The sequence below is a fragment of the Thermostichus lividus PCC 6715 genome, from assembly GCF_002754935.1.
Lineage (GTDB): Bacteria > Cyanobacteriota > Cyanobacteriia > Thermosynechococcales > Thermosynechococcaceae > Thermosynechococcus > Thermosynechococcus lividus.
Genome location: NZ_CP018092.1, coordinates 141,869 through 168,741 on the forward strand (window position 1 = coordinate 141,869; position 26,873 = coordinate 168,741).

A 26,873-nucleotide genomic window follows, 5' to 3' on the forward strand; every position below is an offset into this window, starting at 1 on the left:
TTAGCTTATTCGGCGGGTAACCCCACACCTTTCCTTTACCCTATAGGAGTGCTGGACAATAGGCCACAGCGGAGATGGCATATTCTCAAGGCACCGTATGATTATGATAATGGCAGGGAACACCAGCCTTCTCAGGCCAGACGGAGAATGATAACTACAGTGGTGCTCAAGGATAACCGGTGAATATCGGTGGTGCGAATGGATACATGGTGCAGGGTCATCGCGTTTTCCCTTGGTTAGTTGGTCTCCTGCTTGGGACGCAGCTGATCTGGGAAATCTGTGAACACGCGCTCGCCAGCGGTGACACCCGTGATGATTTGGGTTTGATCTTGCCAGCTACTGCCGATGGTGACGGGGCGAAACTCCGGTTTGTTATCCGCACCCACGACGTAAACGCCGGTCTTGCCCTTTTCGACAGCGATCGCCACTGTTGGCACTAGGAGGGCATTCGCCACTTTTTGACCAAGGAAATCCAAATCGACATTCATCCCGGAGCGCAGTTCCGCTAGCCCCGACAGGAGGGACACCCGCACCTGAAAGAAGGTAACATTTTGCTCCACCACAGCTTCGGGAGCGATCAAGCGCACCCGCCCCTGAAACGTTCGCCCGGGGTAGGCATCGGCGCGAATTTCCACGGGCTGCCCCAATTGTACCTGGCCAATATCAACCTCTGGCACTTCTGCTAAAATTTCTAGCCCTTTAGCGATCGCCACAATTGAGGTAGAAGTAGCCGATGTTGTTGTTGAGGCAGAGGTGGTTGGAGTCACAAAAGCCCCCGGAACAGCATATTTCTGGGTAATAATTCCATCGAAGGGGGCGCGGATCACGGTATCTTCCAAGGCCACCCGTGCAGCTTGGACTTGGGCTTGCGCTGCGGTTACTGCCGCCTCTGCTTGGCGGATATCTTCACTACGAGAGCCTCGCTGCAACAGTTGCAGACGCTTTTGGGCTTCGTTTAAGGTCGCGATCGCATTGTCGCGGTTGGCAATAAGTTCATCTAGGGTATCCCGCGGAATCACCCCTTCGGCAGCTAAGGCTTCATTCCGGTTCAGCCGTTCTTGGGCTAATTTGGCGCGGGAGGCGGCAGCACGGACTTGAGCTTGGGCTTGAGCAATTTCCTCGGCTCGGTTGCCAGCAACGGTGCGATCGCGCCGGGCAATGGCATCAGCTAAGTTGGCTTGGGCTTGGGCAAGCTGTGCCCGCTCATCGCGGTTGTCCATGCGGGCAATCACCTGACCTGCCCTCACGGCATCTCCCTGCTCCACGTAGAGGTCTGTGAGTAACCCTGAGCGCTTAGGGCTGATGTTGACCGTTTGCACCGGTACCACCTTCCCAGTGGCAGCAACCCGGGCAACCAAATCACGGCTATCCATCACCGGCACCGTGTAGCGATCTACGTCAAGGGGGCTGTGGCGCGATCGCCACACAATCAGACTACCGCTGGCAATGAGGCCAGCCACAATGCCCCCAATCAGCAGCGATCGCCACCGTTGCAAGGGTTTACCAACAAAGGGGATAAAGGCCGCCATGGATATTTTTGCAATGTTTTACCCATTCTAACGTTATGTTACGGGTTTGCCGCAGTTCCCCCACCCTTAGCAGTTTAGAGAGTAGGGGCATTCAAGTGCTGGTAAGTGCTGGGTAGTCATGGTATAGTAATTAATCCAAGGACGCATAGCTCAGTTGGTTAGAGCACCACGTTGACATCGTGGGGGTCACTGGTTCGAGTCCAGTTGTGTCCATCAAGGTTCAGAGGCTACAGCCCAGTTCTCAGCAGCACTTATGGGATAGTTCCCTTAGATATTTCTAGCCGCTATTAGCTATCTTTAGGGACGCCCGCCGCTATGCCTTCGGCACGCTACGCAAACACCACCCCCCAAGCCTCAACGGTTATGGGCGGAGCATTGCGGCGGATCTTTAGTAGGGAGTTCTTTGCTAGAATAGGAGCTGCGGCAAAAACTTGCCTAAAGTGAAAATGGCGAGATAGAAACTACTCTAAACTGCCAGCCAGCACAAGCTATTAGGCTCCTTGCTCTCAAAAAAAATTTTTCAGGAGAACACGAATGACAAAGCGTGATCATAGCAAAGTATATAACGTCACCTTAGTCAATGAACAAAAGGGTCTCAACAAAACCATTCGGGTTCATGCCGATGAATACATCCTCGATGCCGCCGAGGCTCAAGGTATTCCACTGCCCTACTCCTGTCGTGCTGGAGCCTGCGTCAACTGTGCAGGTCGCATCCTCAAGGGCACCGTTGACCAGTCTGATCACTCGTTCCTAAAAGAAAAGGAACTAAAAGCTGGTTTTGTACTGTTGTGTGCTGCTTACCCTACGTCTGATTGCGTCATTTCTACTCACGAAGAAGATAATTTACTTAACTTAACTTAAGTTTAATCAAATTAATCTTGAGTTGGTTTGTTGAGTTTTGTTGATGGTTTGAATTAGAAAGTTGTTGGCTATTTGTTCATTTTTTTCAAGTCATTAACTTTTCTGAAGTTTTCTTTCATAATTAGGTCGTCAAACCTTAATATAATCATCACATCACATCATTCTTGTAGTGGTGCAGGATATTTGCAGCCGTGTGGAGCCTTGTCGCCACAGCAGGCCAGCAAGGTGATGTCTTAACTTACGTGCTGGCGATCCTTGGGGTTCTGCGGATCTTGGGGCAAAGGCGGCAGTTTGGAGGTCGGTATGATGACATCAGATCGGGGGTTGAGCAGTAGCACGGAGCCGCAGTTTGTAGATGCGGTGCAGCCGGAGCGTCTTTTGCAACAACTGGCAACGTCGGGGGGGACAGGGTGCTTCAAGCTAACGGTACAGCAGCAGCAGTGGTTTTTGTATCTGCATCAAGGCAGTCTTATTTATGCCACCCATAGTATTGATCCGGGCGATCGCTTCGAGCGACACCTGCGGCGTTTGAGTCAGCAGGTGCCAAGACTAGATCGCGATTTACGAGCACAGGTACGACAGCAGTGGGAGTTGGCGAATACCCCCACCCCCATTTACGAATACGAAAGTCTGCGCTGGCTCCTCAAGGAAGGTATCATCACCCCTGAGCAGTTTCGCCAAGTGGTAGAGGGACTCATTCTAGAAGTCCTCGAATCATTTTTGCACCTGACGAAAGGGCAGCACCAGCTTGTCTCCTACTTTGATGTTCCCATCGCTACTCATTTTGATACAGCGCGTTTAGTCGCTGCTTGTAAAGCTCAGATTCAGCAGTGGTTAAGCTTAGGGCACAAAATTACATCCCCGTTTCAGCGGCCCTACTTTTTTAGCAGTGCCCAAGTCAATCTGACGCCGGAACAACAGCAACGGTTAGGGTCAATGCTGCGGGGGTTTAGCTTCCGTCATTTGGCGGTACTGATGAATCAGGATGAAATTTCTCTGGTGCGCAGTCTCCTGCCCTTGATTGAAAAGGGGGCTGTTGTGGTGCGTGAACCCCAGCGTCCCTTTGATCTTCTCCCTAACTTTGATGCCAGTCTATTGCAGGAACTGGTGACCACAGAGGATGCTGACAGCCAAGATCTAACCAGTGGCTTTTTCACCTCCCAAGTTCCCAACCGTACCTTTACCATTGTCTGCATTGACGACAGCCCTACCATGCTCAATGAAATCAAGCGGTTTTTGGCAGACGATGCGTTTCAGGTCATTGCCCTGAGTGATTCGGTTAAAGCATTAATGGAGGTGATGCGGCTCAAGCCTGATTTGATTCTGCTCGATGTGGGAATGCCTAACATTGATGGCTATAAGTTTTGTAAGGTCATTCGCAATCATCAACACTTTAAGTCTCTACCTATCATCATGGTTACGGGGAACACAGGGTTGATTGACCGGGCAAAGGCACGCCTTGTGGGGGCAACAGACTACATGACCAAGCCCTTTACCCAAGCAGAGCTACTAAAAATGGTTTTTCAGTACCTAACGTAGTGGTGGATTGCCTGACCACTGTATATTGACATTTACTGATGGTTTTTATTGATTTTTGGGAGGCGGCATGAGTACGGTCTTGGTTGTGGAAGATACCCCCTCAGAAATGGCTTTGATTGCCTCGTTTTTGAAGGACAGCGGCTATACGGTCATTTCAGCAACAGATGCCAAGGAGGCACTACAAAAAGTGACGCAGTACAAGCCGGATGTTGTGGTCACCGATGTGGTTATGCCGGGGATGAGTGGCTTTGAACTCTGCCGTAGTCTCAAGAAAAATCCGGAGACTGAAAAGTTGCCGATTATTGTGTGTACGTCCAAAAATCAGGAGTTGGATCGTCTCTGGGCAATGAAGCAGGGAGCAGATGCCTACATCACGAAGCCCTTTAGTCGCGAGGATTTGTTGCGGGCGTTGAAATCAGTGGTGGTTTAGCTATGACCCAAGCAGTTGCTGATGTTCATGTTAAGGGTCTGAGCGGGAGCGATGCCTATCTACGGCTCATCGTGAACGATCGCCTCACCGCATTAGTTCCCATGGTGGATGCCCAACAGGTGATGGTCGTTGCCCCTGACCAATTGACCGTGATGCCCAATATGCCGGGGCTAGTGATGGGCTTGCTGAACTACCGCAACCGCGTGGTTTGGGTTATTGATCTGGGTCAGTTATTGGGGCTAGACCCCCTCAGCAGCGATTGCCCCTACTATACCGTTGCCCTCATACGGTTATCGGAAAAAACGGCTAGGTGTTGCCGTTAGCGATGTCCGTGGCATTTTACGTCTAGCTCCCGGAACGATTCAGTCGCCGGTGGGTACCGTGAGTGCGGCTTTGGTGCCCTATCTGAAAGGGTGCTGTCTGGTGGACGGCCAGATGTGTTTCGTGCTCGATGCTCAGGCGATCGCCAGTGCGCCCCTCGGGGCGATGACTCCTGTTGATGCTGGATAGTTGACTATTTTGCCGTTAGGATGTGTGAACCATGACCACTGCTAAACCGCCCGTAGAGGTGCCTGAACTGCCCCCCTCGGTGATGAACTACCAGTTACCACCGCTGCCAGAGCAGCCAGCGTCAACACCGCAGGAGCACTTCAGCAAAGAACCAGTACCGCCCCCTAAGCCCAAGCAGTGGGGACTGCGGCCAAAGTTGATTACAACTGCCGTGGCTCTGGCAACCCTACCCATGGCGGTGGTGGGCTTCACGGCCAATGAAGTGACGCGCCAGCAACTCAGCCAGCAAGTGTTACAGCTACAGCAGCAGGGCACTAGAAGTGCCGCAATCCAGTTTGAGGCGTTTTTGCGCGATCGCCGTGGCGATATTCGGGTGCTGTCGTCTCTATTCAGCACTCGCTACGGCAGCGAACTACAGGCCGGGCAGCGGCAACCCCTACAGCAGGTGCTCAACCAGTTTTTAGATGCCTACCCCGCCTACGACAGTGCCGCAATTATTGCCAATGATGGCCGTGGCACAGTGATGGCACAATCCGCAGCGGGGAATAGATTAGCAAATAACATCCTACAGAATCACGAGTACTTTAAGCTCGCCATTCAAACCCGTGGGCCGGTGATCACCGTTGAGCCAACCCTTTCGTTGCCGGATCGTCCCTTAGGGATGTTTGTAGCGGCACCGCTGATCAACCCTCAGACCAATCAAATCACTGCGGTTCTGCGCTTACGGGTACCCCAAAGCAGTATTGATCAGTTTTTGAAAACCTATGGCCAAGGCGATCATCACGGATTTTACCTCGTGGAGCCAGGCGGGACAATCTTTGCGTCCTCGCTACCGGAATTACAGGGTCAGTCGCTGCAGAGCGTATTTCCCAAACTGGCTGAGCGACAGGCTACGGAAGCTGCCAATACCCTCACTGAAAAACGGCAGTCTGACGGGCGATCGCAAATGGTTAGCTCTACAAGCATCTCACAGCCCTTTGCCAGCATTGTTCTGAGTACCGATGAAGCCTACGCCCTCAGGCCACTGCAAAACCTGACGTGGTCGCTACTTTTGGGGATGGGGGGCACTGCCCTAGTAGCAGGGGCGATCGCCATCTACCTGAGCAACCGCGCCCTCAAGCCCCTACTGCAAGCGACCAAAGCAGTGACCCAAATTGGCCAAGGGGCACTGGACACCCGCATCCCAGTGCAGGGCGATGACGAACTTGCAACCTTGGGGCGCACCATTAACCAAATGGCTGAGCAGCTACAGGACTCCCTTGAACAAGCAACGGCTAACGCTCGGCGAGCGCAGCAACTGCGGGATATTTCCTTGCGGCTTGCCCAGCAGCAGGATCGTCCCGCCATTCTCCAGACCCTTGTGGACGATGCCCGCGAAAGCTTGCAGTGTGATCGGGTGATTGTCTATGAGTTTGATGACAATTACATCGGCACAGTCGTTGCAGAGTCGGTTGGTCGCGAGTGGCCCAAAGCCCTTAATCAGGTGATTGATGATCCGTGCTTCCGGCAAAATTGGGTCAAAGCCTATGCCAATGGCCGTATTCAAGCCACCGCGGATATTCTCAAGGCCAACTTAACAGAGTGCCACCTCAAGCAACTTGCCCCCCTCAAGGTTCGTGCCAACCTAGTGGTGCCCCTACGGGTAGAGCAGAAGTTAATTGCCCTCCTGATTGCCCATCAGTGCAGCGAACCGCGCTCTTGGCAGCAAGTAGAAATTGACTTTTTCCAGCAGCTTGCCACCCAAGCAGGTCTGGTGTTGGAGCGGGCTAACTTTCTGGCTCAAACCATCGCTGCCCAGCAAAATGCTGAACGCCTTGCCCAAGAGCAGCGTGCACTCACCGAACGGATTCAATCGCAGCTCATCAACTTGCTGAGCGAGGTGGAGGCCGCCTCCCAAGGGGATTTGACGGTACGGGCAGACATCACCGCCGATGAAATTGGCACCGTTGCCGATATTTTTAACTCCCTGATTGAGAGCCTGCGGGACGTGGTGGTGCAAGTGAAGGCCACCACCGCAAAGGTGAACGCTCAGCTCATGGATGATGAGGCTGCCATGAAGCAGTTGGCCGAGGAGTCGTTGCGCCAAGCCAAGAAAGTGAAACGGATGCTAGAGGCGGTGGAGCAAATGTCCACTTCGATCCAATTGGTGGCCGACAGTGCCAACCAAGCAGCGGATGTGGCGCGGCAAGCCTCAGAGCGCGCCCTCAGCAGTGGGGAAACCATGGATGAAACGGTGCAGAGTATTCTGCATCTGCGCGAAACTGTCGCCGAGACCGCCAAAAAAGTCAAACGGCTCGGGGAATCCTCGCAACAGATTTCCAAGGTGATCTCCCTGATCAACCAAATTGCGCTGCAAACGAACCTTTTGGCCATCAACGCCAGTATTGAGGCGGCGCGGGCGGGCGAAGAAGGCCGTGGGTTTGCGGTGGTTGCGGAAGAGGTGGGGGAACTGGCAGCGCGATCGGCGGCGGCAACCCGCGAAATTGAGCAAATTGTGGAAACGATTCAGCAGGAAACAAACGAGGTGGTACGCGCCATGGAAACCGGCACCGCTCAGGTGGTGGAAGGCACCCGTTTAGTGGAAGTGACCAAGGAAAACCTTGAGCAGATTGTGCAGGTGTCGCAGCACATTGATGAGTTGGTGCAGTCGATTTCCCAAGCTACTATCTCCCAGTCGCGCACCTCGAATACGGTGAATACCCTGATGCACGATATTGCCAAGGTGTCGGAGGGGATGTCCGCCACATCGAAACATATTTCCGAATCCTTGCAAGATACGGTGGCTGCTGCGCAGGAGTTACAAACCTCAGTCAACATCTTTAAGGTCAGCTCTGAGGTGTAGCAATGCTGGAACTCGGCCCTGACGAAGCCGTTCGCTTGCAGTTTTTAGAGGAGGCACAAGACTACCTACAAACCATTGAGGCAGGAGTTCTAGAACTGGGCGCCACACCTAGCACTCAAGTCATTGATGGGGTGTTGCGCGCAGCCCACTCGATTAAGGGTGGCGCAGCCATGATGGGCTTTACGCTCCTCAGTGACTTGGCGCATCGCCTTGAGGATTTTTTTAAGGTGCTGCGATCGCGCCCCTGTGACGATGCTGAGACCCAGCACCTGCTGCTGCGGGCAGTGGATCAATTGCAATCGGTGATTGTCCTCAATCGGCAAGGACTGGAGCCAAATGCCGCATGGCTGCATACCCAAGCTGAGCCAATTTTTAACCAGCTTCATGAGCGACTGGGCGATCCGAAGGCAGAGGATGAACTGTCACTGCTGAGTGGTGATGATGGCCATGCCATGCGGGTGGTTCTCTTTGAAACTGAAGTCGAGGCGTGCCTGCAACGCTTAGAGGCGGTGATTCAAGACCCCCAGCAGCCCTGTCTCAAGGAAGAGATGGCGATCGCCAGCCAAGAGCTAGAAGGCCTAGGGCAGATGCTAGAGATCCCTCAGTTTGCCCAGTTCTGTGCCACCGTTAGCGACTATTTGGCTCAGCCTGAGTGCGATATTTCTGCCATGGCTGCCAGCATTATCCAACAGTGGCGACGGTGCCAAGCCCTTGTGCTCACCGGGCAACTAGAGGCATTACCAACAGCCTTGACCCTAGACCTGCCCGAGGAGGCTGAGGAGCAAACGGTGTTTGATCTGGGTCTAGACGACCTCAACCAAGAACTTGGGGTCGAGGACTTTGCCAGTGCCGAGGTCAACGGCTTCTCCTTGGACGATGTGCTACCCTCACTAGAGCCACCTGTTCCCTCCACTGCCCCAGCTCCCACTGTCGTGAGTGCCCCACCTAAGCCGGACACCCAAGAGCCGAGGGAAATGACGGTGCGCGTGGCGGGGCATCACCTTGATGTGATCAGCGACCTGCTGGGGGAATTGTTGATTGAGTGCAATGGCCTAGACCTCCAGCGTACCCGTCTGCACCGATTACTCGATACCTTAAAGCAAAAGGTGCGCCTCCTTGAGCAGGCAAATTTTCGTTTGCGCACTGAGTACGATCGCGTCAGTGGGACGGTTGGTGCCACCCATCCGATTAGTGCTCAGGCTCAGCATGGGTTTGACAGCCTTGAATTTGATCGCTATACCGATGTGCATCTTCTCTCCCAAGAGGTGATGGAAACCATTGTTCAAATTCAGGAGATTACCAGCGATCTTGATCTTGGCCTTGAGGATACCGAGCGCACGAGCCGTGATCTCAATCGCACCGCCAAGCAACTGCAAGTGCGCTTTACCCAAGTACGGATGCGCCCCTTTGCGGATCTGGCCAATCGCTATCCCCGCGTTATTCGCGAGTTGAGTCAAGAGCATGGCAAAACAGTTGATCTTGTCATTGAAGGCAGTCACATCCTAATTGATCGCACGGTGCTGAGCGTGCTTGCGGATCCGCTGATGCACCTTGTGCGCAATGCCTTTGACCATGGCATTGAACCCGCACCGGAGCGCGAGGCGCTTGGCAAGCCGCCGACAGGTACAATTTTGCTCAAGGCCGCCTATCGCGGCAACCAAACCGTGATTACAGTGGCCGATGATGGCCGCGGCCTTAACCCTGAGAAAATTCGCCAAACTGCCAGTCGTCTTGGGGTGCCCGCAGGATGGCTGGCTACCGCCAGCGATCGCGATCTGTTCGAGCTGATTTTTGAGCCGGGCTTTTCCACCGCAACTCAGGTGTCGAATTTATCGGGGCGGGGGGTTGGGATGGATGTGGTGCGTACCAACCTCAAGCAGATTCGGGGCGACATTCACATCAACAGTACACCCAATCAAGGGACGACCTTTACGATTACAATTCCCTACACCCTTTCCGTTGTACGGGTGCTGCTGGTGGAGGCTGCCCATATGTTGCTGGCTGTACCAACAGAAGCCGTGGCCGAGATGGTCTTAGCGGATCAGTATTCACCAGTTGAAACCCTTGGCCACCCCCTCATTGACTGGGAAGGCTATATGACCCCAGTGGTGGCGCTTGATGAGTACTTTCAGTTTTCCCGTCCCTATCGTCCTGTTGAGGCAGAAGGCACCCCAATCATTAACGACCCCACCCTGATGATTCTTGCCCAAGGAGACATGGCTCTTGCGGTCAAGGTGGATCGCTATTGGGGCGAGCAGGAGGTGACAATCCGGCACGTCGATAGTGACTTGGCGTTACCCCACGGCTTTAGTGGCTGCACGATTTTAGGAAATGGTCGCATTGTGCCCTTGATCGACCCGCTGGCTCTCCTCGATGGGTTTGAGAAGGGGCGCGATCGCCCCTTACGCACCACCGACGCGTTGCCCCTCTCGACCCAAGACACAATTCTAGTTGTTGATGACTCGGTAAATGTGCGGCGTTTCTTGGCCACTACCTTAGAAAAAGCAGGCTACCACGTTGAGCAAGCCAAGGATGGCCAAGATGCCATTGATAAACTAGAGGCGGGCTTACAGGTGAATGCCTTGGTCAGCGACATTGAAATGCCGCGGCTGGATGGCTTTGGCGTGCTGGCGCACATTAAACGCATTCCCCATTGCCACAACGTGCCGGTGGTGATCCTCACCTCCCGCACCGGACAAAAACACCGCCAGTTAGCGCAGCATCTGGGGGCAGCGGCCTACTTCAGTAAACCCTTCCGCGAGGCAGAACTCCTAGAAACCCTTGCCCAGTTGATTCGCCATGGTACTTAAAACCCGTCGCCGTCGCCAACCTCAGCCCGTTGTCATGGAGCAGTTCTTGACGTTTTTGATCCGTCAGGAACAGTTTGCCGTGCCCATGGCACAAGCCAATCGCGTCATTCCCCTGCCTCCCATCTACGGCGATCGCTCTCGCCGGGGGGTGGGTCTGGTCAATCATGGCGATCGCGAAATTTTAGTGATTGAGATTGGCCGCTGCCTCTTTGCCGAGCCGTTGTCTGCGGCTGAAACCGAGAAACTCAAGTTCTTGCTGATTTTGCAGCCAGACCTTGCAGGCGAGTGGCTAGGCTTTCCGCTCGTGGATCCGCCAATTATTGAGCGGGTTCCCCAAGACCACATCCATCCCATTCCCAAAAACTATCTGCATTGGGGCAATATTCACCACGTCAGCTCCCTAATGGTCAGCAGCACTAATGACCCCAATCTGCCCCCCATCTTTATTGTGGATGTGCCCCAGGTGCTAGCCTCTCTCAAGACCCTGTAACGTGCCAAAACTAAGGCTTAATCAAGACAGCTTGCGGGGTTCAACTGTACCAGAATCGACTCTAAAACCTGCTCCCAGTGTGGTAAGGGCGCCCCTAACACCGCTGTGACTTTCTCGCAGTTAAGGGTGGAGAACGCTGGGCGCTGTGCCGCGGTCGGATAGTCACGACTGGGAATGGCTTCCAGTGTGGCAGTGGCATAGCCCTGAGCTTTGAGGTAGTCAAAAATTTTGCGGGCAAAGCCGTACCAACTGGTACTGCCTTGGGGGGTGAGGTGATACAGTCCCCTTGCCTGCAGCAGCAGCAGTTGATAGGTGAGGCGGGCAATGAAGCTGGCGGCGGTGGGCGTTCCAACTTGATCCGCCACAACCCGCACTAGCGGACGAGTTTGCGCAAGCCGTACCATGGTACGCAGGAAATTTTTGCCGCGGACATCATAGACCCAACTGGTGCGCAAAATTAGATAGTTAGCATTGACGGTGGCGATCGCCTGCTCCCCCAACCACTTGCTGTAGCCGTAGGCATTAATAGGAGCCGTAGCATCCGTTTCCCGATAGGGTACCGCTTGCTGGCCATCGAACACATAGTCTGTGGAGTAGTGAACGAGTACTCCCCCCAGTTCAGCCATGGTCTGTGCCAATATCTTCACTGCCGTGCCATTAATTCGCTGAGCCTGCTCAGGTTCCTGCTCCGCTTGATCCACTGCGGTGTAGGCCGCTGCATTGATCAGCACATCGGGGCAATGAGCGCGCAGGAAGCTCGGAATTGCCTCTAGATCCGCCAGATCGAACGTCACCGCAGTTCCTTGGCGAGCGACGGGGATGACATTTATCTGAGGCGGAGCCTGCTGCACCAACTGCCAGCCCACCTGCCCCATCGCCCCCAAAATCATGATCCGCATAGTGCCTCCTAGGCAAAGTGTGGCACGCACCCAAAGGGTTTCCCCTGCTGATCCTTAGCCGAGAGGAGCGGCTCACCGCTCAGGGGCCAGTCAACTGCCACGGTCGGATCGTTCCACAGCAGGGTATGCTCATCTCCTGGGTTGTAGTAATCTGTTGCTTTGTAGAGCACCTGAGCCGTTGCCGACTTCACCCAAAAACCATGGGCAAACCCGGCAGGAATCCACAGTTGATGATGGGTTTCGGCGTTTAGCCAAACCCCCACCCACTGGCCATAGGTTGGGGAGGATTGCCGCAGATCCACCGCCACATCAAAAATTTCTCCCTCAATCACCCGGATGAGCTTGCCTTGAGGTTGTTGGTGTTGATAGTGCAGCCCGCGCAATACCCCCTGCTGAGATGCAGAATGATTATCTTGGACAAAATTGACCTCTAATCCTGTTGCCGCCATAAACGCCCGCTGATTAAAACTCTCAAAGAAGAAGCCGCGCTGATCGCGAAAGATCTGCGGTTCTAGCAATAGCACCTCTGGAATGGCAAGGGGCTGTACCTTAAGCATAGGTGTCTCCTGTGACCTCGGCCCACACCTGTAGCAGGTATTGGCCATAGCTACTGTTGCGCAGCGGTTGCGCCAATTCGTAAAGCTGCTCAGGGCTAATATAGCCCTGCAAGAGGGCAATTTCCTCTAAGCAGGCAATTTTTACCCCTTGGCGTTCTTCGAGGGTGCGGATAAAACTACTGGCCTGCTGTAACAGGTCATGGGTACCCGTATCTAGCCATGCATAGCCCCGCCCCAACATCTCTACCCTGAGATCGCCTTGTTTAAGGTACAGACGGTTCAAATCTGTAATTTCCAATTCGCCACGGGCAGAGGGTTGAAGTTGTGCCGCCAAATCACAGACGCGAGCATCGTAAAAATAAATTCCGGGTACCGCGTAGTTGGACTTGGGCACTGCTGGCTTTTCTTCGATATCTAGCACGCGCCCCATCCTATCAAACTCAATGACGCCGTACTGTTGTGGGTTGGCAACCCGATACCCAAAAATCAAGGCACCGTGGTTCAGTTGCGCAGCCCGCTGTAATTTTTGCGGCAGATCATGGCCGTAGAGGAGGTTATCACCCAAGGTGAGACAGACAGGCGATCCCTGCAGAAAGTCACGCCCCAGCAAAAAGGCTTCGGCTAAGCCATTGGGGCTTGGCTGCACACAATAGCTCAGGGACAGCCCCCACTGAGACCCTGTTCCCAGTAATTTCTCAAAGAGGTACAGGTGTTCCGGGGTGGAAATAATGAGAATGTCACGGATCCCCGCCAGCATCAAGATAGAGAGGGGATAGTAAATCATGGGTTTGTCGTAGATGGGCATCAATTGCTTGCTGACCACCTGCGTGAGGGGATACAGCCGTGTCCCAGAACCGCCCGCAAGAATAATACCTTTCATCACTACCTCCGAGAGACGCTTTCCACTGGGCAGCAGCAGATGTTAATGGGGCGCGCTCAAGGTGCTGCCGTAGTGGCTGGCCAGCCAAGCGCTATAGTCGGCGGTGCGCACTGCCTGTACCCAGTCTTGGTGGCTGAGGTACCATTCCACCGTTTTGGTGAGGCCACTGGTAAAGGTTTCCTGCGGTTGCCAGCCGAGTTCTTGCTGAATCTTACTGGCATCAATGGCGTAGCGACGATCATGGCCGGGGCGATCGCCAACAAAGGTAATTAAACTGTGATAGTTGACATTGGGCTGGGGGTACCGAGTTTGTAGCAGGTCACAGAGGGTCTGCACCACTTCAAGGTTGGTTTTTTCGCAGTTGCCGCCAATGTTGTAGGTTTGCCCCGGTTGCCCCTTTTGCCACACCCTGTAAACCGCACGGCAGTGATCTTCAACGTAGAGCCAGTCCCGCACATTTTGGCCATCGCCGTAGATAGGCAGAGGCTGCTGCGCCAAGGCTTGGCAGATCATTAGGGGGATGAGTTTCTCGGGAAATTGGTAGGGGCCGTAGTTATTGGAGCAGTTGGTGGTCAACGTGGGGAGACCATAGGTGTGGTGGTAGGCGCGTACAAGGTGATCTGAGGCAGCTTTCGAGGCGGCGTAGGGGCTGTTAGGGGCATAGGGGGTGTTTTCCCGAAACGGCGGATCTGTGGGGCCAAGGCTGCCATAGACCTCATCGGTAGAAATATGAATAAAGCGGAAGGTGTCTTGCTCCCTGCTCGGTCGCTGCTGCCAGTAAGCCTTAACTTCTTCTAGGAGGTTGGCGGTGCCTACGACATTGGTTTGAATAAAATCTTGAGGACTGTTGATAGAGCGATCCACATGGCTTTCTGCGGCAAAATGGATTACGGCATCGGGTTGAATGGTCTGTAACAGGTCGGCCACAAGGGCACGATCGCCCACATCCCCATGCACAAACTGGTAGTTGGGGTACCGCCGCAGCATGGCCAGCGTGCCAGGATGGCAGGCATAGGTCATCTTGTCGAGGTTCAGCACCGCTCCCCAGCCTTCCGTGAGGGCTAGCCGCACAAAGTTTGCCCCGATAAACCCACCACCACCCGTCACGAGGAATTTGATCATCTGCCTGTTGAGAAATGCATTAGGTTCTGGCTTGCTTGACTTCTCTCCTCCTTGAAAGAGAGGGGATTCCCAAAGGATGCTACGCAACGGGCTGAAGCCGCGTTGCTTCCCTTTTCCCTTGAGCTGTCACCCACAACTTAATGCGGGTGGGGGCAGTCAAAGACCCCCTACCAACTCCGCTCAGACTCAATCCAAGCATCGTCGCTACTTTACGCAGGATGTTGGCAGCGCCATTACAATCCGCGTTGATGTACCAATTCTGAGCAGTCCTGAACAAGCCTCGCTTCGTCCGCTTCCCCGATGACTTCCAGCTATCAGGTTTTTCACCGAATGTCGGCAAAAAGTCACCATCCACAAACGATGCTTGAGAGGTATACGACTCCTCAGTTTCAACAAACTCTATCCCGTACTGCTCCGCTAACTGAGCAATCCGCTCTTTCAGTCTCGCAGTTGGGATCTGCACAAACTTCTGATTGGTCTTCTTGCCTAGGTTGGAACCGTCCTTTTGCTGCTGGTTCCAGCCAAATACAATCCGACCAATCCGGTTACGGGTGCAATGGTCAATCACAATCCTAGCCGCTTTGTTCACTGCATCACGTATCTGCCGATTGCGCTTCTCAGTGAGTTGTGCCAGTCGCTTTGACCAAAAGCCTTGAGGCTTACCTTCTTTCAGCTTGGCAATTTGCTTGTTGTACCAGCGGTTCAATGATTTCAGGTGCAGTCCATCCACAATGAAGCTGGTTCCCACATTGCTGACGCAGGTGAGCCAGTTGTTTAATCCCGAATCGATGCCCAGCACCCGCATCGGGTCTACATCAATCTGAACGGGGTTCAGACGATAGACAAACTCAGCGTAGAAACACCCATTGCGCGGCAGAATCCGCAGTTCCTTGATGTCCTCAAATTTGAGATTGGAGGGCATGGGGACAGTGAACGAATCAATCTGAAACCACACTTTCACTAACTGCCCCAGCGGAACCCGGATCATCCCATCAACCAACTTCAGCGCTTGTTTGGGATAGCTGACTACTGCCAACCCTCCCTTCTTGCGGTAATTTGGCATCCTGGGTTTCTCTGCCAGTTCTCCACCTCGCCACAGTTTCAACAATGCTCGGTAGGACTTAAACGACTCGTAGACCGAAATCAAGGTTTGCTGTGCAGCCTGGGAGTAAAGAGCTTGGAAGTGCTTACTGGTCTTGTATTCGTAACTCAGGCTATGCTTGCCAATCCACTGCCCGGTCTTAAAGTGCAGTTGACGAGCATAGTAGATGCCCTGATTGGTTAGCTTGTTTGCCTCAGAGCAGACAAATTCCATCACCCCCTTAAGTTCGTTATTGGGGTTGAGCAAAACTTGCTGACATCCAAACATGGTGAGTTTATGCAACAATTGTCTACAGCGTAGCACAGATAGACAAACAGGTAAACTATGGACTACCAGAAAAGCCGCAGTGCATCGAATTAAGGGGCGAACTGCACAGTTCCTCAGACAGGAATTCCCTAATCCATTAATGAAACTGCCGTCCATGTGGACATCCAGTTACTTTGTCTCAACGGCTGGCAATGTTAGCAGCGAAACAATTCAGCGCTACATTGAAGCTCAGGGCAAGAGTAATTGACCTTACTAGGGGCTAAAGCCCCCTGAGTTGGCTGTATCCCCTCGCTAAAGCGGAGGGGTTTTAGCCCGCCCACATCACTCCTATAACTCACCACTGTTCTGGTAGAAGGGCTTTGCTAGACTCAGAAGAGGTGGTGGAGCAGAGTCCTATGGATGACTTTATGCAGGCGGCGATCGCCGAGGCCAAACAAGGGCTGCAAGAGGGCGGCATTCCCATTGGCTCGGTGCTGGTGCAGCAGGGAAAAATTATTGGCCGGGGTCATAACCAGCGGGTGCAGCAGGGCAACCCCATCCTCCACGCCGAAATTGACTGCCTCTCTAATGCAGGGCGTATTGGCAGCTACGCTGACACCGTACTCTACTCAACCCTCATGCCCTGCTATTTATGTGCTGGCGCAGTGGTTCAGTTTGGCATCAAAAAAGTGATTGCGGGCGAATCCCAAACCTTTGCGGGTGCCCGAGCCTTCATGGAGAGCCATGGGGTTGAGGTCATTGATCTCAATCTAGAGGTGTGTCAGCAGATGATGGCAGACTTTATTACGCAGCATCCCCGCCTCTGGTTTGAAGATATTGGGAAACTGTAAACTTCCCCGCTAAAGTCGAATTGCCAAGGAAATAACCCCAAAGGCAATCAATAGCACGCCACTGAGGGTCGTAATCCAACTCGACCACTGCCGCAGTGACAGAAGCGTTTGCAGGGTGCTACTAAAGGTGCCCACCAAGATGAGGGGCACGACATAGCCGCTAGTATAGGCCAACAGCAGCCCTGCCCCGACCACCAGTTTTTGGGTGCTGGCCACCCATGCTAGGAGGGTTGCCAATACGGGGGTGCTACAGGGGGCAGCTACCAAGCCAAAGGTTGCCCCTAGGGTGTAAGCTTGCAGGCTGGCAGGAACGCGATCGGGAAGCTCTTCGAGAAACCGGCTGCGGGGAAAGCTGAGGGGGAGTGCATTTAAGAGGTTTAAGCCCATGAGAATAGCAATTAAACTGACCACAATCGTCAGTCCTAAACCCACTTGTCCGTAGATACGCCCAGCGATCGCCGCGACCATCCCTAGCCCTGCTAAGGTGGTGGCCAAGCCCAAGGCAAACCAGATAGATTGCCGTGCGGCTGATCCCTTTTGTTTGGTTTGTCTGGCAGCGTAGCCTGCAATATAGCCCACAGTAATGGGCAACATTGAGAGGGTGCAGGGGGTGAGGCTGGTCAACAGTCCCGCCAGAAAGACAACGCCAAGGCTGAGCAGGGTTAACTCACCAAGTTGGCCGATCACCCACTGATTTACCCATTGCTCAAGCTGGTAGATGTACACACTGAAATCACTCATGCGGTTATGGCTGAAAGGCAACAGGTGGGCCAGCAGTGACGATTACGAGCCGATCGGGATCGATGATCTCCCGTAGCACGTGGTTCACGTCCTCAAGGGTGACAGCAGCTAGGCGATCGCCAAACTGCTGCAATTCCTCTGGCGGTAAATCGACGCTGGCATTTCCCAGTACGGTTCGCGCTAGAACATCGACATTTGCCAGCTCCACCACATAGCTATTCATTAAACTACGCTTGGCAGTGGCAAGCTCGGCGGCAGTAAACCCATGGGTGCGGGCATCACGCAACAGTTTCAGGGTGGCTTGAATGGCTTGGGCAGTGTCTTCCGGTGCGGTTTGCAGTTGAATGAGGAACGGCCCCGCTTGGCTACTGGCGGTAAAAAAGCTGTAGATGCCGTAGGTTAACCCTTGGCGATCGCGAATTTCGGTACCGAGGCGACTGGCTAAGGTATCGCCCCCTAGGATATGGTTCATCACCATGGCAGCATAAAACTGCGGATCGCGGCGATCCAGCCCCGGTGCCCCGATGTAAGTAATGGCCTGGGCTTTACCGGGGATGACGGCGTTCTTAAAAAGGGTTTGCGGCGGCGGACTCACGGGGGGAACGGTTAAGTTTAGGGGGGCTATCTCAGGCTGCCACTGGCCAAAGAGTTCATTGAGGAGCGATCGCACTCTTGTGGGGTCAAAATCCCCCACAAGGGTGAGAATCGTCTGATCAGGGGCATAGGCGGCACGGTAAAAATCCACTAACTGCTGCCGTTGAATTCCCTGCACCGAGGCTGGCGTGGCAAAGTGATGTAGCGGATGATCACTGGGGTAGAGAGTTTCTTGGAAGACGCGGCGACCCAATCGTACCGGGTCATCGGCTTCTAGACTCAGCGCTGTCAGATAGCGTTGTTGGCTGAGGTTAAAATCTGCTTCAGGAAAGGTGGCGTTTTGCAACACGTCCGCAAGGGTGCGCAGGAGGGTAGGTACTTCGCTGGCGAGGGCATAGCCTTCAACATCCACGCCATCGCGAAAGGCACTAAATTCAAGGCTAATGCCGCGATCTTCTAGGGTTTGGGCAAGGGCTAAGGCATCCTTATCGCGGGTGCCGTTCAGCAGATTTGCTGCTGTCAAGTTTGCCACCCCGGGTTGGGTGAGCACATCGTAAGCAGTACCCGCATTGATGCGCCCAGCAAGAGTCACTGTGGGGGTACTGCGATCGACCAGTAGCAGCACTCGCAAGCCATTTTTGAGGGTAAAGGTTTCTACGGCAGTTGCGGGGGCGATCGCCCCTTGGGAACGTGTTGTTTTAGGCAGGTAGGTGGCAACAAGTGCAGGATCGACTGGATCCCCGACTAAATGATGCTCTGTGGTTTGGGTACCCCCCCGCCCAGACAACTCGACGTCGGCAAATTCACTGGGGATAAATTCCCCCACAACCCAGCGATCGCCCCCTAGGTAGGTTTGCACCACCCGCTGCACATCCGCCGCCGTTACCCGGTCAATGGCAGCGAGCAGGCGATCGCTAAACCGATAATCCCCCGCAACAGTTTCATCATTGGCCAATTGTGCCGCTTGGGCATCGATATCGCGGTTGCGCAGCACAAAATTGGCCTTTAGTTGTTGTTTGGCACGGGCTAGGGCTGGGGCGCTGAGGGGCTGCTGTGCCAATTGGTCTAAAATCTTGGTGATAGTGGTCTCGATGGTTGCTAAAGACTGATCGGGAGCAGCGATCGCCCCGATCTCAAACCACCCCCCCACTTGCAGCGCCGCACTATAGGAGTAGGCGGAACTGGCCTGTCCCGTCTCCATAAGAGACTGATAGAGCAGGGAACTGCGCCCCCCACTCAAGAGCATATCCAACACTTCAAGGGCAGGAATATCGGCATGGGTGAGGGCAGGAATCGGTGCCACCATCTGCAGTAAAGGAGCACTACCCGGCTCGCGCAGCGTAACCCGCTGTGAGGTAAATGAAGCGCCCGCCGCTCTGGCATTGACGGGCAGCGGCTCTGGGGGAGTGGGAACTTGACCGAAGGTTCTTTTCACTAGGGCAAGTGCCTCAGAGGGTCGCACATCGCCAGCAATGACCAACACCGCATTATCAGGACGATAGTACTGGCGGTAAAACGCCTTAACCTCACCAAGGCTAAATTGCTCAACATCGGTGGCGGTGCCGCCAACCGGCAAGCCGTAGGGATGGTTGGCATAGAGCGCACCCATCACCGCACGACTGAGGCGATATTCGGGACTGTTTTCGTAACCCTGTAGCTCAGAAATCACCACCCGCTTTTCACTCTCAAGGGCGGTAGGGGTAATGGCCGTATTCCGTAGGCGATCGGCTTCAAGGATCAGCAATGCCTCTAACTGATCAGCGCGCACCGTGTGATGGTAGGCAGTCATATCGTAACTGGTAAAGGCATTTGAGACACTGCCCAAGGCATTAAACAACTGGCCAAACTGCACAGGACGGGTGTCGGTTCCCTTAAACATCAGGTGTTCAAGCTGGTGGGCAATGCCGTTTTGTCCTTGGGGTTCATGGCGAGAGCCAACGCGGTACCACACCTGAAGGCTAACCACCGGTGCGGTCGGAATCTCCTTAATCAGAACCGTTAGGCCATTGTCGAGAACTGTTTTTGTCACACCACTACCCAGTCCTTGTACTGCATTAAGGGACATGATGACGGCCAAGCCAATACTCACCACCAGCAAAAAAAACTCGCGAGACACTCTTAAGCCACTGCCGGTTTCCGGCTAGAACGCGGAGCACAGCCATCTCTGGAACGCCTTAGCTGCCTTGGTGGGCGATCGCGCTCACCAACGCTGTAATCGCCGGTGAAAGACTTGAAAGCACCACCACTGCAGCCGCAGGAATAATGATTGTCGTTGCCATGCGCACCATCGCTTTAGACCCTCGCTGATCCACTTCAAACTTGTAGTCTTGGGCTTTAACGTAGTTACTGAGGCCGCTGACATCAAGTTGCAGCTTTTCGACATCGGTTTGCAGCTTGTGGACATTCGTCTGTAGCTTCTCTACGTCTGTGCGTAGTCCCTGTAGCTGACTGAGTACCTTGGTTTGAAACTCCTGCTCACCCATAGGATACATGCCTACTGCTGTGTCCCTTCTATCCTGACACAGGACTTAGGCCACAAAGCGCAGGAACTTTTTCTTGCCCACCTGTAACACTTGGTTAACGTAGGTCTCTGGGCTGTTCAGGGTAAACTCCACATCACTAATTTTTTCACTGTTGAGGCGCACCCCGCCTCCTTGAATCTGCCGTCGTGCTTCACTACTGCTGGGGCACAGTCCCGTCTGACTCAGAACGTAGGTGAGTTTCACAGGAAAGCTAAATTGACTCAGGGAATACTCAGGAATGGAACTCGCCTGCGCGGTTTGCCCTTGGGTGACAATGGCGGCCAGTTCTGCTTGGGTTTGCTGGGCTAGCTCGCGGCCATGGTACTGGCTGACAACCTCGAGAGCAAGGGCTTTTTGGCGCTCGCGCGGATTCGTGGGCAAGGCCTCAAGGGGTAGATCCGTCAACAGTTCGATGTACTGATTGACCAAGGCATCAGGGACTTTCTCGAGTTTGGAGTACATACTGGCAGCGGACTCTGTGAGCGCTACGTAATTCCCTAAGGATTTTGACATTTTCTGCACGCCATCAGTGCCAATTAAAATTGGCATCAACAGGCCGAACTGCAATGTTGGTCGCTGAAAGTGACGCTGCAGATCCCGCCCCACGGCAATATTAAATTTCTGGTCAGTGCCTCCTAGCTCCACATCGGCATCGACCGCCACGGAGTCGTAGCCCTGCATCAGCGGATAGAGAAATTCGTGCAGAAAAATGGGGCTTTCCTTGGCATAGCGTTCGGCAAAGCCTTCCTTGGCCAGCATTTGACCAACGGTCATTGTGCCCAATAGTTCGAGAATCTGCCGCAGGTCTAGGGTAGCCAGCCACTCTGAATTATAGCGGATTTCCAGCCGTCCGGGTGTCTCAAAGTCTAGAATGGGTCGCACCTGATCAAGATAGGTTTGCACATTCTGGGCGATCGCTGCAGGGGTTAATTGCTGGCGCACCTCCGATTTACCGGTGGGATCGCCAATTTGAGCCGTAAAGTCCCCAATAATGAGCACAGCACAATGCCCCGCATCCTGAAACTGGCGTAATTTACGCAGGACAATACTGTGGCCGAGGTGAATGTCGCTGCCGGTGGGATCAATCCCTAGCTTGATGCGCAAGGGGCGATCGCCCAAGGCAACCCAGAGATTTTCTTGGGGGTTATTGGAATCGGGGACATGGGGAAACGTTTCCACAACCCCCCGTTGTAATCGGGCAATGGTTGCTTCAAAGTCTGCTGCACACATCTTCATAGATCACATCGATCACGGTAGATCACATTGGCTGGAACATTTCTGGCCTAGGATGGCTATGATAACAATCAATGGCGATCGCTGGGCATAGTACTGCCGTATTCTTCGATCCCCTCTGCCAGCCCCTCAGTTAGGAGTGAGGACGTTACTGCCGTGTCAACCACTACCCTTGGCAAGCAGCGCCCCCAAACGCGCCCACAGGATGACAACTTTTGGCGTGGCGTTCTGCGAATTGCCAATCGCACATTTTTAGTGGGGATGACCCTCGGTTCAGCAGCGTTGGGAGGCAGCCTCCTTGGCTTGGCCGTCAGCTTTCGTAATCTCCCCGATGTGCGATCGCTGCGGGGCTATATTCCCAGTGAAACCACACATATCTATGATGCTAAGGGCACCTTACTGGTGAGCCTGCACGATGAAGAGAATCGTGAGGTTGTTCCCCTTGACAAAATTTCCCCAAACCTCAAGTTAGCCGTGATGGCGATTGAAGATAGCAATTTCTACCAACATCGCGGCATTAACCCCATTGGTATTTCCCGTGCCTTGGTGGTCAACCTAACCTCTGGCCGCACAGCCCAAGGCGGATCCACCTTGACTATGCAACTGGTGAAAAACCTGTTTCTCTCGCCAGATCGCTCCTTAAGTCGCAAAGTGGCCGAAGCCGTTTTAGCCATGCGCCTAGAGCAAATTTTTACCAAAGATCAGATTCTGGAAATGTACCTCAACCAAGTTTATTGGGGGCACAACACCTATGGGGTACAGACCGCAGCCCAAAGCTACTTCAAAAAATCAGCGGCGGATCTCACCCTTGCAGAAGCCGCCATGATGGCCGGTATTATTCAGGCACCTGAGGCCTTTAGCCCCTTTGTAGATCTGGAGACCGCCAAACAGCGACAACAGCTTGTGTTAGATCGCATGGTTGAACTGGAGTGGATCACCCCTCAAGAGGCTGCTGCCGCTGCCCAACAATCCCTGACACTCGGCGAAATCACCTCCTTTCAGCGCAGTCGCAGTCCGTGGATTACCGATGCTGTACTCCAAGAGCTAACGCAGCAATTTGGGCGTGAAGCTGTCATTCGCGGCGGGATGCGCGTGCAAAGTAGCTTGGATGCAGATCTGCAAAAAATGGCAGAGGCAGCAGTGCAGCGGGGGTTTGCTACCCTGCAAGCAAGCGGCATCCGCGCTGATCAGCTCGCTTTGGCCGCTGTTGATCCTCGCACCCACTATGTCAAAGCCTTAGTGGGGGGGATGGACTACAATCGCAGTCAATTTAACCGTGCCACCCAAGCGATGCGCCAGCCCGGATCCGCGTTTAAGCCCTTTGTGTTCTATGCCGCTTACGCCAGTGGCAACTACACTCCGGACTCTGGGATTAACGATTCACCCGTAAGCTATCGCGATGGCATGGGGCGGTATGTTCCCCAAAACTACGATCGCTCCTTTATGGGACCGATGTCAATGCGGATGGCCTTAGCCACCTCCCGTAACATTCCGGCCATTGTTTTGGGGCAGGAGGTGGGGATTGACCGCGTGATTGAAATTTGCCGTACCCTTGGCATTACCAGCCCCATGCTACCGGTGGTCTCTTTGCCCTTGGGTGCAGTGGACTTAACCCCCCTAGAAATGGCGGCTGCCTACGCTACTTTTGCCAACAATGGCTGGCAGTCTCCCACAACAACCATTATTCAGGTCACCGATAACAGCGGTCATTTGTTACTGGATCATACACCGCGACCAAAGCTGGTTCTAGACCCTTGGGCAGCCGCAGCAATCAATAATACGATGCAAAGTGTCATCACTAGCGGTACCGGCACCGGAGCCAGTATTGGCCGTCCCGCAGCGGGTAAAACCGGCACCACCTCCTCGGAGCGGGATATTTGGTTTGTGGGCTATGTGCCCCAATTGTCAGCAGCGGTTTGGGCAGGAAATGATAACTATGCACCCTTGGGCCAGGGTGCCACCGGTGGAGGCTTCATGGCACCCATCTGGCGAGATTTTATGACCCAAGCCCTCAAAGATGTTCCTGTCCAAGACTTTACGCCAATGTCGAAGTTTCAGCGACCGAAGCCTCAACGGCGTGATAGCAACTAGGGAGCCGTCTGAGGCTCCCCTTTTGTGCCTTAAATTTGCTGCACACAAAGGAAGATGTTATTGCCTAACCGCCCATGTCTGGAGTCTGCAAAATCGATATCGCTGAATCGATTGATTTGACTTCTCTCCTCCTTGAAAGAGAGGGGATTCCCAAAGGATGCTACGCAACGGGCTGAAGCCGCGTTGTTTCGCTTTTCCCTTGAGCTGTCACCCACAACTTAATGCGGGTGGGGGCAGTCAAAGACCCCCTACCAACTCCGCTCAGACTCAATCCAAGCATCGTCGCTACTTTACGCAGGATGTTGGCAGCGCCATTACAATCCGCGTTGATGTACCAATTCTGAGCAGTCCTGAACAAGCCTCGCTTCGTCCGCTTCCCCGATGACTTCCAGCTATCAGGTTTTTCACCGAATGTCGGCAAAAAGTCACCATCCACAAACGATGCTTGAGAGGTATACGACTCCTCAGTTTCAACAAACTCTATCCCGTACTGCTCCGCTAACTGAGCAATCCGCTCTTTCAGTCTCGCAGTTGGGATCTGCACAAACTTCTGATTGGTCTTCTTGCCCAGGTTGGAACCGTCCTTTTGCCGCTGGTTCCAGCCAAATACAATCCGACCAATCCGGTTACGGGTGCAATGGTCAATCACAATCCTAGCCGCTTTGTTCACTGCATCACGTATCTGCCGATTGCGCTTCTCAGTGAGTTGTGCCAGTCGCTTTGACCAAAAGCCTTGAGGCTTACCTTCTTTCAGCTTGGCAATTTGCTTGTTGTACCAGCGGTTCAACGATTTCAGGTGCAGTCCATCCACAATGAAGCTGGTTCCCACATTGCTGACGCAGGTGAGCCAGTTGTTTAATCCCGAATCGATGCCCAGCACCCGCATCGGGTCTACATCAATCTGAACGGGGTTCAGACGATAGACAAACTCAGTGTAGAAACACCCATTGCGCGGCAGAATCCGCAGTTCCTTGATGTCCTCAAATTTGAGATTGGAGGGCATGGGGACAGTGAACGAATCAATCTGAAACCACACTTTCACTAACTGCCCCAGCGGAACCCGGATCATCCCATCAACCAACTTCAGCGCTTGTTTGGGATAGCTGACTACTGCCAACCCTCCCTTCTTGCGGTAATTTGGCATCCTGGGTTTCTCTGCCAGTTCTCCACCTCGCCACAGTTTCAACAATGCTCGGTAGGACTTAAACGACTCGTAGACCGAAATCAAGGTTTGCTGTGCAGCCTGGGAGTAAAGAGCTTGGAAGTGCTTACTGGTCTTGTATTCGTAACTCAGGCTATGCTTGCCAATCCACTGCCCGGTCTTAAAGTGCAGTTGACGAGCATAGTAGATGCCCTGATTGGTTAGCTTGTTTGCCTCAGAGCAGACAAATTCCATCACCCCCTTAAGTTCGTTATTGGGGTTGAGCAAAACTTGCTGACATCCAAACATGGTGAGTTTATGCAACAATTGTCTGCAGCGTAGCACAGATAGACAAACAGGTGAACTATGGACTACCAGAAAAGCCGCAATGCAACGTATTTGCTGAACTATCACTTTGTCTGGATTCCTCGGCGGCGTAGACCTGTTTTACGGGGAGAAATAGCAAATCGGTGCAGGCAGTTGATATGGGAAGCAGCAGAGGAGATTGATTGTCAAGTTGTGTCGTTGGCAATTGAACCGGATCATGTCCACCTCTTTGTTAATTGCCCTCCAACAATTGCACCCTATCAAATCATTCATCGAATTAAGGGGCGAACTGCACGGTTCCTCAGACAGGAATTCCCTAATCCATTAATGAAACTGCCGTCCATGTGGACATCCAGTTACTTTGTCTCAACGGCTGGCAATGTTAGCAGCGAAACAATTCAGCGCTACATTGAAGCTCAGGGCAAGAGTAATTGACCTTACTAGGGGCTAAAGCCCCCTGAGTTGGCTGTATCCCCTCGCTAAAGCGGAGGGGTTTTAGCCCGCCCACATCACTCCTATAACGCCTGATGCACTAGCAGCAGTCACTGAGAAGCCCGCACGCTATACGTCAGCATGAGTGTCCGGAGTATGTCACTGAGAGCAGATCCGCTACCTTCTAGTTACGACTAGTTACGATGATTATTGTGGTATGGAATCCGTGCGCCTGCCCACGCTAATTTTTCCCGCAGGGTTTGATAAAACGAATAATGATCGCGCAGCAGAATAAAGCGGGCTTGGCAATCAGCCATCGACACCTGCACTCGCTGCCCCGGCCAAATGGAGGTAGCCATGACCCCATCCATCCATAGTTTGGTATTAAGGCTATGATCCTCCAGCGGCCAAATACTCACGAGAGAGCGCGACGGTAAGACAATGGGACGACTAGAGAGACTCAGGGGGCAAATGGGGGTGACCACCAAGGCTTCCATGCCGGGGTGCACGATGGGACCGTTGGCCGCTACGGTGTAGCAGGTGGATCCGGTGGGAGTGGCCACCAGAAGGCCATCTCCTTGGTACTGATCGACCACATCGCCATCAATTTCCATTTCCAGAATGGCGGTAATCATGCGATCCGCTGAGGCGGGCTTGATGCACATTTCATTGAGGGCATAGTAGCGATCGCCCACGGGTTCGGCGTTGGGTTTTGGGCCTTCAAACACTTGCGCTTGCAGCATCATCCGTTGCTGCATCGCGTACTCATCCCGCTCTAGGCGATCCCAAACGGTTTCCAACTCCGCAAACAGATCAAAAGGTTCGGTTAAGAATCCCAAATGCCCACCAACATTGACCGCAAGAATCGGAACTCCTGGAGCGGCCAAGTGCCGTGCTGCGGCTAGGGAGGTGCCATCTCCGCCTAAGACAATGGCCAGATCAATAGGGTCTGTGACGGAGGCCATAAAAACGGGATAGGGATTATCTCGCGGACCGCTTGGTCCCACGAGCACCCGTGCCCCTCGCTGTTGCAGTTGTCGCACCACCCGATCGGCCCAGTCTTTACTTTGGCGATCGCCCGCCTTGTGTACTACGATCACTTGGTTTAACTGCATCCAGCTTGG

At 53.6% G+C, this 26,873-nt stretch carries 23 protein-coding genes, 1 tRNA gene and 1 pseudogene; 13 read left to right on the top strand and 12 right to left on the bottom strand.

Annotated features, from left to right (window positions below):
* Positions 1-236 precede the first annotated feature (236 nt).
* On the bottom strand, positions 237-1,529 hold the full coding sequence (locus BRW62_RS00770; protein ID WP_099797659.1) for an efflux RND transporter periplasmic adaptor subunit: 1,293 nt from the start codon (positions 1,527-1,529) through the stop codon (positions 237-239).
* Between the two features lie 139 nt (positions 1,530-1,668).
* Between BRW62_RS00770 and BRW62_RS00775 the strand changes: the two genes are divergently transcribed.
* From BRW62_RS00775 to BRW62_RS00810, 9 genes are all read left to right on the top strand, one after another.
* A tRNA-Val gene (locus BRW62_RS00775) sits at positions 1,669-1,742 on the top strand.
* A 321-nt stretch (positions 1,743-2,063) separates the two neighbouring features.
* Entirely contained in the window at positions 2,064-2,390 is a 327-nt protein-coding gene (locus BRW62_RS00780; RefSeq protein WP_099797660.1) for a 2Fe-2S iron-sulfur cluster-binding protein, read from the top strand.
* A gap of 303 nt (positions 2,391-2,693) precedes the next feature.
* Positions 2,694-3,929: a response regulator gene (locus BRW62_RS00785; protein ID WP_099797661.1), complete on the top strand. Its 1,236-nt coding sequence runs from the start codon at positions 2,694-2,696 to the stop codon at positions 3,927-3,929.
* 67 nt (positions 3,930-3,996) lie between these two features.
* Entirely contained in the window at positions 3,997-4,359 is a 363-nt protein-coding gene (locus BRW62_RS00790) for a response regulator (RefSeq protein ID WP_099797662.1), read from the top strand.
* 2 nt (positions 4,360-4,361) lie between these two features.
* Positions 4,362-4,682, top strand: coding sequence for a chemotaxis protein CheW (locus tag BRW62_RS14525; protein ID WP_250644942.1), 321 nt, complete (start codon positions 4,362-4,364; stop codon positions 4,680-4,682).
* The gene (locus BRW62_RS00795) at positions 4,636-4,869 is read left to right on the top strand and encodes a chemotaxis protein CheW (protein WP_250644943.1); all 234 of its coding nucleotides are present in this window, start codon (positions 4,636-4,638) and stop codon (positions 4,867-4,869) included. Before BRW62_RS14525 ends, BRW62_RS00795 begins: the two co-directional genes overlap by 47 nt.
* Before the next feature lie 31 nt (positions 4,870-4,900).
* Entirely contained in the window at positions 4,901-7,711 is a 2,811-nt protein-coding gene (locus tag BRW62_RS00800; RefSeq protein WP_198406079.1) for a methyl-accepting chemotaxis protein, read from the top strand.
* 2 nt (positions 7,712-7,713) lie between these two features.
* Positions 7,714-10,521 carry a hybrid sensor histidine kinase/response regulator gene (locus BRW62_RS00805; protein WP_099797663.1) on the top strand — a complete coding sequence of 936 codons (2,808 nt, stop codon included), beginning with the start codon at positions 7,714-7,716 and terminating at the stop codon, positions 10,519-10,521.
* Complete coding sequence (locus BRW62_RS00810) at positions 10,511-11,011, top strand: chemotaxis protein CheW (RefSeq protein WP_099797664.1); 501 nt, start codon at positions 10,511-10,513, stop codon at positions 11,009-11,011. Before BRW62_RS00805 ends, BRW62_RS00810 begins: the two co-directional genes overlap by 11 nt.
* A gap of 17 nt (positions 11,012-11,028) precedes the next feature.
* Here BRW62_RS00810 and rfbD read toward each other — a convergent pair whose 3' ends face one another.
* The 5 genes from rfbD to BRW62_RS00835 form a co-directional block, all read right to left on the bottom strand.
* Positions 11,029-11,910: a dTDP-4-dehydrorhamnose reductase gene (rfbD, locus tag BRW62_RS00815; RefSeq protein WP_099797665.1), complete on the bottom strand. Its 882-nt coding sequence runs from the start codon at positions 11,908-11,910 to the stop codon at positions 11,029-11,031.
* An 8-nt stretch (positions 11,911-11,918) separates the two neighbouring features.
* The gene (gene rfbC / locus BRW62_RS00820) at positions 11,919-12,467 is read right to left on the bottom strand and encodes a dTDP-4-dehydrorhamnose 3,5-epimerase (RefSeq protein WP_099797666.1); all 549 of its coding nucleotides are present in this window, start codon (positions 12,465-12,467) and stop codon (positions 11,919-11,921) included.
* Positions 12,460-13,347, bottom strand: coding sequence for a glucose-1-phosphate thymidylyltransferase RfbA (rfbA, locus tag BRW62_RS00825; protein WP_099797667.1), 888 nt, complete (start codon positions 13,345-13,347; stop codon positions 12,460-12,462). The genes rfbC and rfbA overlap by 8 nt, the downstream gene beginning before the upstream one ends.
* Positions 13,348-13,389: 42 nt before the next feature.
* Complete coding sequence (gene rfbB / locus BRW62_RS00830) at positions 13,390-14,469, bottom strand: dTDP-glucose 4,6-dehydratase (protein ID WP_099797668.1); 1,080 nt, start codon at positions 14,467-14,469, stop codon at positions 13,390-13,392.
* Between the two features lie 79 nt (positions 14,470-14,548).
* Positions 14,549-15,838, bottom strand: a complete 1,290-nt coding sequence (locus tag BRW62_RS00835; RefSeq protein ID WP_099797669.1) for an RNA-guided endonuclease InsQ/TnpB family protein — start codon at positions 15,836-15,838, stop codon at positions 14,549-14,551.
* Between the two features lie 85 nt (positions 15,839-15,923).
* Between BRW62_RS00835 and BRW62_RS00840 the strand changes: the two are divergent.
* A pseudogene (locus tag BRW62_RS00840) lies at positions 15,924-16,085 on the top strand (IS200/IS605 family transposase); the annotation flags it as partial.
* Between the two features lie 148 nt (positions 16,086-16,233).
* On the top strand, positions 16,234-16,668 hold the full coding sequence (locus tag BRW62_RS00845) for a nucleoside deaminase (protein ID WP_099799772.1): 435 nt from the start codon (positions 16,234-16,236) through the stop codon (positions 16,666-16,668).
* A 9-nt stretch (positions 16,669-16,677) separates the two neighbouring features.
* On the opposite strand, the gene BRW62_RS00850 is transcribed toward BRW62_RS00845, so the two are convergent.
* The 4 genes from BRW62_RS00850 to tyrS are packed head-to-tail and all read right to left on the bottom strand — an operon-like array spanning position 16,678 to position 21,755.
* Entirely contained in the window at positions 16,678-17,409 is a 732-nt protein-coding gene (locus BRW62_RS00850) for a cytochrome c biogenesis protein CcdA (protein ID WP_099797670.1), read from the bottom strand.
* A 4-nt stretch (positions 17,410-17,413) separates the two neighbouring features.
* Positions 17,414-20,119: a M16 family metallopeptidase gene (locus BRW62_RS00855; RefSeq protein WP_227517469.1), complete on the bottom strand. Its 2,706-nt coding sequence runs from the start codon at positions 20,117-20,119 to the stop codon at positions 17,414-17,416.
* Positions 20,120-20,177: 58 nt separating this feature from the next.
* Positions 20,178-20,486 carry a hypothetical protein gene (locus tag BRW62_RS00860; RefSeq protein ID WP_099797671.1) on the bottom strand — a complete coding sequence of 103 codons (309 nt, stop codon included), beginning with the start codon at positions 20,484-20,486 and terminating at the stop codon, positions 20,178-20,180.
* A 45-nt stretch (positions 20,487-20,531) separates the two neighbouring features.
* Complete coding sequence (gene tyrS / locus BRW62_RS00865) at positions 20,532-21,755, bottom strand: tyrosine--tRNA ligase (RefSeq protein ID WP_099797672.1); 1,224 nt, start codon at positions 21,753-21,755, stop codon at positions 20,532-20,534.
* A gap of 159 nt (positions 21,756-21,914) precedes the next feature.
* On the opposite strand from tyrS, the gene BRW62_RS00870 reads away from it, so the two are divergent.
* Entirely contained in the window at positions 21,915-23,849 is a 1,935-nt protein-coding gene (locus BRW62_RS00870) for a transglycosylase domain-containing protein (protein WP_099797673.1), read from the top strand.
* 160 nt (positions 23,850-24,009) lie between these two features.
* On the opposite strand, the gene BRW62_RS00875 is transcribed toward BRW62_RS00870, so the two are convergent.
* On the bottom strand, positions 24,010-25,299 hold the full coding sequence (locus BRW62_RS00875) for an RNA-guided endonuclease InsQ/TnpB family protein (protein ID WP_099797674.1): 1,290 nt from the start codon (positions 25,297-25,299) through the stop codon (positions 24,010-24,012).
* Between the two features lie 57 nt (positions 25,300-25,356).
* On the opposite strand from BRW62_RS00875, the gene tnpA reads away from it, so the two are divergent.
* Positions 25,357-25,752, top strand: a complete 396-nt coding sequence (tnpA, locus tag BRW62_RS00880) for an IS200/IS605 family transposase (protein WP_099797675.1) — start codon at positions 25,357-25,359, stop codon at positions 25,750-25,752.
* Between the two features lie 191 nt (positions 25,753-25,943).
* Here the strand turns inward: tnpA and BRW62_RS00885 are convergent, their stop codons facing one another.
* Positions 25,944-26,864 carry an NAD(+) kinase gene (locus BRW62_RS00885; RefSeq protein ID WP_099797676.1) on the bottom strand — a complete coding sequence of 307 codons (921 nt, stop codon included), beginning with the start codon at positions 26,862-26,864 and terminating at the stop codon, positions 25,944-25,946.
* Positions 26,865-26,873 lie beyond the last annotated feature (9 nt).

Excerpts from the sequence above, each read along its gene's own strand:
- BRW62_RS00770 (WP_099797659.1), bottom strand. The coding sequence starts at position 1,529 with ATGGCGGCCTTTATCCCCTTTGTTGGTAAACCCTTGCAACGGTGGCGA.
- BRW62_RS00780 (WP_099797660.1), top strand. The coding sequence starts at position 2,064 with ATGACAAAGCGTGATCATAGCAAAGTATATAACGTCACCTTAGTCAAT.
- BRW62_RS00785 (WP_099797661.1), top strand. The coding sequence starts at position 2,694 with ATGATGACATCAGATCGGGGGTTGAGCAGTAGCACGGAGCCGCAGTTT.
- BRW62_RS00790 (WP_099797662.1), top strand. The coding sequence starts at position 3,997 with ATGAGTACGGTCTTGGTTGTGGAAGATACCCCCTCAGAAATGGCTTTG.
- BRW62_RS14525 (WP_250644942.1), top strand. The coding sequence starts at position 4,362 with ATGACCCAAGCAGTTGCTGATGTTCATGTTAAGGGTCTGAGCGGGAGC.
- BRW62_RS00800 (WP_198406079.1), top strand. The coding sequence starts at position 4,901 with ATGACCACTGCTAAACCGCCCGTAGAGGTGCCTGAACTGCCCCCCTCG.
- BRW62_RS00805 (WP_099797663.1), top strand. The coding sequence starts at position 7,714 with ATGCTGGAACTCGGCCCTGACGAAGCCGTTCGCTTGCAGTTTTTAGAG.
- BRW62_RS00810 (WP_099797664.1), top strand. The coding sequence starts at position 10,511 with ATGGTACTTAAAACCCGTCGCCGTCGCCAACCTCAGCCCGTTGTCATG.
- rfbD (WP_099797665.1), bottom strand. The coding sequence starts at position 11,910 with ATGCGGATCATGATTTTGGGGGCGATGGGGCAGGTGGGCTGGCAGTTG.
- rfbC (WP_099797666.1), bottom strand. The coding sequence starts at position 12,467 with ATGCTTAAGGTACAGCCCCTTGCCATTCCAGAGGTGCTATTGCTAGAA.
- rfbA (WP_099797667.1), bottom strand. The coding sequence starts at position 13,347 with ATGAAAGGTATTATTCTTGCGGGCGGTTCTGGGACACGGCTGTATCCC.
- rfbB (WP_099797668.1), bottom strand. The coding sequence starts at position 14,469 with ATGATCAAATTCCTCGTGACGGGTGGTGGTGGGTTTATCGGGGCAAAC.
- BRW62_RS00835 (WP_099797669.1), bottom strand. The coding sequence starts at position 15,838 with ATGTTTGGATGTCAGCAAGTTTTGCTCAACCCCAATAACGAACTTAAG.
- BRW62_RS00845 (WP_099799772.1), top strand. The coding sequence starts at position 16,234 with ATGGATGACTTTATGCAGGCGGCGATCGCCGAGGCCAAACAAGGGCTG.
- BRW62_RS00850 (WP_099797670.1), bottom strand. The coding sequence starts at position 17,409 with ATGAGTGATTTCAGTGTGTACATCTACCAGCTTGAGCAATGGGTAAAT.
- BRW62_RS00860 (WP_099797671.1), bottom strand. The coding sequence starts at position 20,486 with ATGGGTGAGCAGGAGTTTCAAACCAAGGTACTCAGTCAGCTACAGGGA.
- tyrS (WP_099797672.1), bottom strand. The coding sequence starts at position 21,755 with ATGTGTGCAGCAGACTTTGAAGCAACCATTGCCCGATTACAACGGGGG.
- BRW62_RS00875 (WP_099797674.1), bottom strand. The coding sequence starts at position 25,299 with ATGTTTGGATGTCAGCAAGTTTTGCTCAACCCCAATAACGAACTTAAG.
- tnpA (WP_099797675.1), top strand. The coding sequence starts at position 25,357 with ATGGACTACCAGAAAAGCCGCAATGCAACGTATTTGCTGAACTATCAC.
- BRW62_RS00885 (WP_099797676.1), bottom strand. The coding sequence starts at position 26,864 with ATGCAGTTAAACCAAGTGATCGTAGTACACAAGGCGGGCGATCGCCAA.